The 5,333-nt window shown below is 68.8% G+C and carries 3 protein-coding genes; 2 read left to right on the forward strand and 1 reads right to left on the reverse strand.

What is annotated here, in order from left to right:
* Positions 1-138 precede the first annotated feature (138 nt).
* Positions 139-1,770 (forward strand): glycosyl hydrolase family 18 protein, encoded by a 1,632-nt coding sequence (locus AC156L_RS32275; RefSeq protein ID WP_330875524.1) that lies wholly within the window; start codon positions 139-141, stop codon positions 1,768-1,770.
* A 410-nt stretch (positions 1,771-2,180) separates the two neighbouring features.
* Here AC156L_RS32275 and AC156L_RS32280 read toward each other — a convergent pair whose 3' ends face one another.
* Positions 2,181-3,929, reverse strand: coding sequence for a M14 family zinc carboxypeptidase (locus tag AC156L_RS32280; RefSeq protein WP_330875523.1), 1,749 nt, complete (start codon positions 3,927-3,929; stop codon positions 2,181-2,183).
* A 170-nt stretch (positions 3,930-4,099) separates the two neighbouring features.
* Between AC156L_RS32280 and AC156L_RS32285 the strand changes: the two genes are divergently transcribed.
* Complete coding sequence (locus tag AC156L_RS32285) at positions 4,100-4,342, forward strand: DUF2630 family protein (protein WP_330875522.1); 243 nt, start codon at positions 4,100-4,102, stop codon at positions 4,340-4,342.
* Positions 4,343-5,333 lie beyond the last annotated feature (991 nt).

Genomic DNA, 5,333 nt, shown 5'->3' on the forward strand with positions numbered 1-5,333 from the left:
GAAAACGGTTTCAGGGCTCCTGATCGATTCACTTGTTAGGCCATTCGAGTGACACAACTGGTCTAGACCTTGACCGTTCAGTGGTCTGGACCACATGTTTCACCCAACCTTGCTTTCCCTGCCGTGACAAGGAGCCCGATGACCAAGATCCGATGGCATCTCACAGCGTTGTTCGCGGCGGTGGCCGCGTTGGTCCTCGGCCTCACCGTCGTGCCCACCGCCAGTGGCGCGGGCGGTGTGTCGGCGACCTTCTCCAAGGGCTCCGACTGGGGCACCGGGTACGAGGGCAAGTACACCATCAAGAACGGCGGCACGTCGACGCTCGCGACGTGGACCGTCGAGTTCGACCTCCCCGCGAACCACAAGGTCAGCTCGCTGTGGGACGGCACGCAGACCGCCAGCGGCCAGCACGTGACCGTCAAGAACTCCTGGAACGGCAACGTCGCGCCCGGCGCGTCCGTCAGCTTCGGCTTCAACGTCACCTACACGGGCGCCTTCGCGGCCCCCGGCGGGTGCAAGCTGAACGGTGCCTCGTGCGACGCGGGTGGTCCGACGACGACCACCACGACGACCACGACCACCACCACGACGACGACCACCCCCGGTAACCCGACGACGACCACGACCACCACGACGCCGCCGCAGTCCGGTGCCAAGAAGAACCTGGGCTACTTCGTGCAGTGGGGCGTGTACTCGCGCAACTACCACGTCAAGAACATCCACACGAGCGGTTCCGCCGCGAAGCTGACCCACATCAACTACGGGTTCGGCAACGTGAAGAACGGCCAGTGCTCGGCCACCGACGACACCTTCGCGGACTACGACAAGTTCTACGACGCCGCGAGCAGCGTCGACGGCACGTCGGACTCCTGGGACGCGGGCGCCCTGCGCGGCAGCTTCAACCAGTTGCGCAAGCTGAAGAAGATGTACCCCCACATCAAGGTGCTGTGGTCCTTCGGCGGCTGGACCTGGTCCGGCGGCTTCGGCCAGGCCGCGCAGAACCCGGCCGCGTTCGCCGAGTCGTGCTACAAGCTGGTCGAGGACCCGCGCTGGGCCGACGTGTTCGACGGCATCGACATCGACTGGGAGTACCCGAACGCCTGCGGTCTGAGCTGCGACACCAGCGGCTTCGCGTCGTTCAAGAACCTCACCCAGGCGCTGCGCAGCCGCTTCGGCTCGGGCAACCTGGTCACCGCGGCCATCACGGCCGACGGCAGCAGCGGCGGCAAGATCGACGCCGCTGACTACGGCGGCGCGGCGCAGTACCTCGACTGGTACAACGTCATGACCTACGACTACTTCGGTGGCTTCACCCCGCAGGGCCCGACGGCCCCGCACTCGCCGCTGACGTCGTACAACGGCATCCCGCAGGCGGGCTTCAACTCCGACGCGGCGATCCAGAAGCTGAAGAGCAAGGGCGTTCCCGCCAGCAAGCTGCTCCTCGGCATCGGCTTCTACGGCCGAGGCTGGACCGGCGTCACGCAGGACGCCCCCGGCGGCACCGCGACCGGCCCGGCTCCGGGCTCCGTCGAGGCGGGCATCGAGGACTACAAGATCCTCAAGAACACCTGCCCCGCCACCGGCACCGTCGCGGGCACCGCGTACGCCAAGTGCGGCAACCAGTGGTGGAGCTACGACACCCCGGCCACCATCGGCGGCAAGATGACCTACACCAAGAACCAGAGCCTCGGTGGCGCGTTCTTCTGGGAGCTCTCGGGAGACACGACCAACGGCGAGCTGATCACGGCCATGAAGAACGGCCTCGGCTGATCTGACCCGCAGTAAGCGAGAGGGCCCGCGGCTGCTGCCGCGGGCCCTCTCGCTTTGTCCGAGTCCGCTTGGTCCGAGTTCGCTTGGTCCGAGTCCGCTCTGTCCGAGTTCGCTCTGTCCGAGCCGCTCACTCCGGGTGACTTCCCACTCCACCTGTTCGAGTGACCGCAAGAACAGCGGTTCTTGTCGGACCCCACCGCTTCACTGGTCCTGTGCGAACCCACCGATGTGCCCGGTCGTCCCCCTGGCCCTCCCCGCCGCTGACCGCGATCCGTCCCACCGCGGCGGTTCACGGGGCGGGCGGGCCCGTGCCTCCCCCGTCCCGGTCCGCGGTCGGTCGGGCGGCCCTCCGGCCTCCCGACCGACCACCGCGTCCGGCGGGCGCACCTCGCGCGCCCGCCGGACCGGTCTCAGACGGTCAGGCTCCAGGTGTCGATGGTGCCGACGTCCTGGGAGGCCACGTCCTGCACCTTCAGCTTCCAGTCACCGTCGCGCAGCTCGGTGGCCAGGTTCGCGGTGTAGGTCGTGTCGATGTTGTCCGCGGAGTCGTTGCCGGAGGCCTTCAACCGGTAGGAGGACCCGTCGGGGGCGACGAGGTCCACCACCAGGTCCCCGCGGTAGGTGTGCTTGATGTGCACCTCGACCTGCGAGGTGGCCGAGGCGTTCCCGGTGCAGCCCGCGATCGTGATCGTGCTGGTGACGGCGGCACCGCGGTCCGGGATGGCGACGTCGGTGTCGTTGGTCTTCTTGTCGCAGCCCGTGGGCGGGGTGCTCGTGCCGTAGGGGCTGGTCGCCTTGGTGGCCGCGTACATCAGCATCGGCTTGACCTTCGGCCAGAACGTGCCCGCCTGGCACGAGTAGGTCGGGAAGAAGCCGCTGCACGAGCCGCTGCTCGGGCCGATCTCCCAGACGAAGCTCGCCACGCCGAGGTCGTCGTACACCCAGTCGTCGGTCGCGCCCGCGGCGTTGTAGAGCACCTCGCCGGGCTGGCCGGAGGTCCAGCCGGAACCCGCGATGGCCTGGAGGTCCGACCCCATCTTCCGCAGCGAGGCGTCGTTGCCCGCCTTCTGGCTGGCGTCGTACCCCCACGGGAACAGGATCAGGTTGGAGTAGCTGTGCATGCTGACGACGACACCGGTGGTGTCCGCGGGAGCGGCGTCACCGGGAGCCGTGCCGCGCTTGTCCTTGTAGAGGCTGCGCCAGAGCGCCTGAAGCGCCTTGGTCTCGACCTCGGAGTCCGCGCTCGGGCCCTTGTAGGTCTGGTCGCACGGCTGGCTCGACGTGCCCTGGCCGCCCCAGTGCGAGCTGGTGTTGCGGTTCAGGTCGACGCCGAGCTGGCTGCTGGCCGAGCCGGAGCAGTTGGAACCGTTGGTGCCGTTGGCGTTCTTGCGCTGGTAGATCGGCGAGTTGCCGCCCTGCTGGACGATGTTGACGCCGTCGGGGTTGGCCTGCGGGACGACCCACACCTCGGTGGTGTCGAGGAGCGCGGTGACGCTCGCGTCGGTGCCGTAGCCCGCCGTCAGGTGGTCGATCCAGCGCCAGGCGACGTCACCGGTGGTGAGTTCGCGGGCGTGCAGCTGGCCCATGACGAAGAAGCGGGGCTTGGGCGCGTTGGGGTTGAGCGCGCAGTCGCCCGCGTTCAGCTTGGTGATGCAGATGGCTCGCAGGTCGTAGCCGCCCGCGCCCTGGGTCTTCTTCCACGAGTCGCCGTAGTCGACCAGCGTGGTGAGCGTCGGGTACTGGGCGGCGACGGCGTCCAGGTGGGCGTGGTGGGCGTTGACCGTGCGGTAGCCGCCGTAGAAGGTCTCGTTGATGTCGGCGGCCTCGACCGCGGCCGACTGCGACTTCTTGGCGGGCGGCGTCCACTCCGGCGGCGCCAGCACCTGGTCGACGACAGCGGTGAAGCCCGCCTGCTGGAGCCGGGCCCCCTCGTCCTTGGCGCCGAGCACGAACAGGCTGTCGCCGTCGCGCTGCTCCAGCACGTCGAAGCCGCGGCTCAGCAGGTTCTGCGCCTGCTCGCCGAGCGGTGCGTGCACCTTGTAGACGTAGGTGGGGCCGGGTTGGGCCGCCGTCGTGACCGGCAGCGGGCCCGCGGTGCCAGGCACACCGCCGGTGATCACCGCACCCGCGGCCGCGATGGCGACCGCGATGGACACCATCGAACGTTTTCTCGACAACACGGTTGTTCCTCTCGCAGGGTTGAGCTGGAGGATGAGGCACGAACCGCGGCGAAAACACCCTCCAACCGGCCATACATGGGCGTTATGGACCAAGAGAAGGAGCGCGCGTCGGGTGGCGTGACACCCCGGAGCAGGGGTAGGCCTTAGCCATGACCGACGAAGAAATCATCAAGCGCATCTCGCACCTCGTCGAAGAGGAGCACGAGCTGGAGAACTCGAAGATCGGCGAGGGCCTCTCGACCGACGAGGCGCAGCGCCTCAAGCAGATCGAGGTAGGCCTCGACCAGTGCTGGGACCTGCTCCGCCAACGCCGCGCCCGCAGGGCAGCCGGAATGGACCCGGACGCCGCCGAAGCACGGCCCGAGGGCATCGTGGAGGGCTACCGCCAGTAGGACGGGTAGAGGGAGAGGGCGCCTGCGCTCGGAGCCGCTGTGGCACGAGTGAGGCTCGCGGGAGCCCGGCCGGAGGAACGGTTCGCGGGAACCGGTTCCACAGGTGCCGGGCTCACGGGAGCCGGGCTTGCGGAAGCCGAACCCACGGGAACCGGACCCACGGAAGCCGAACCCACGAGAACCGGTTTCGTGGGAGCCGGTTTCGTGGAGTCGGACTCACGGGAGCCGGTCTCGCGGAGACAAGCTCGGCGGTCCCATCATGGGAACTGACCGCGGAGGGCCTGGGACCTCCTTGCTCGGTGTCCGCGTCGCCGCACCGTCTTACCAGGCGGATCAGGGCGGGGTTGTGGTTCTCACGCCCTCGTCTCGTCGCCGGTCACAGTGGACTCGGCGCGTCGTGCAGGCGTTCCCACGCAGGCCGAGGAACACGCTGACGCTGCCGCTCAGCGGTCCCTCGATGCCACCAGGTCCGGTGACCCCACCCCCGGATCTCCGGGTTCGACCGGAGGCATCAGTCATGCCGGACCTGGCGACCACGACTCCTTGGACAGGAGCTACGAAAAGGCAACGGGACGGCGTGCGGAACCTTCGCCGGTTCGAGCAGCCCAACCCGGCACTGGCTGACCGGGCTGTGCCAGGCCAGTCCGGTCCAACGCCTGGTACGGCCGACCTCGGGGTCGGGACGCACGGACGGGCCTCGACCACCGCGGACTGTCACCCACGCCCCAGCGGTGACCAGGATGGCCAACAGCCGCCGCCCCTGCTCGCAGGCCCGCCCCTGCTCACAGGCCAGGCGCGGCTCACAGGCCAGGCGCGGCTCACAGGCCCTCCCCGCGTGATCATCCGGCTCCGTCCCGCCAAGGGCCCCCACCGGATGCCGTCGATCAACTGCCGGGTGCTCCCCCCGGCCACGTTTCAGGTCGCGACGCACCGCCACACGATCCGGCGCGGTTCAACCACCTCGACCACCGGACCCTGCTCCGAACAGTCC

The organism is Umezawaea sp. (genome assembly GCF_057122925.1).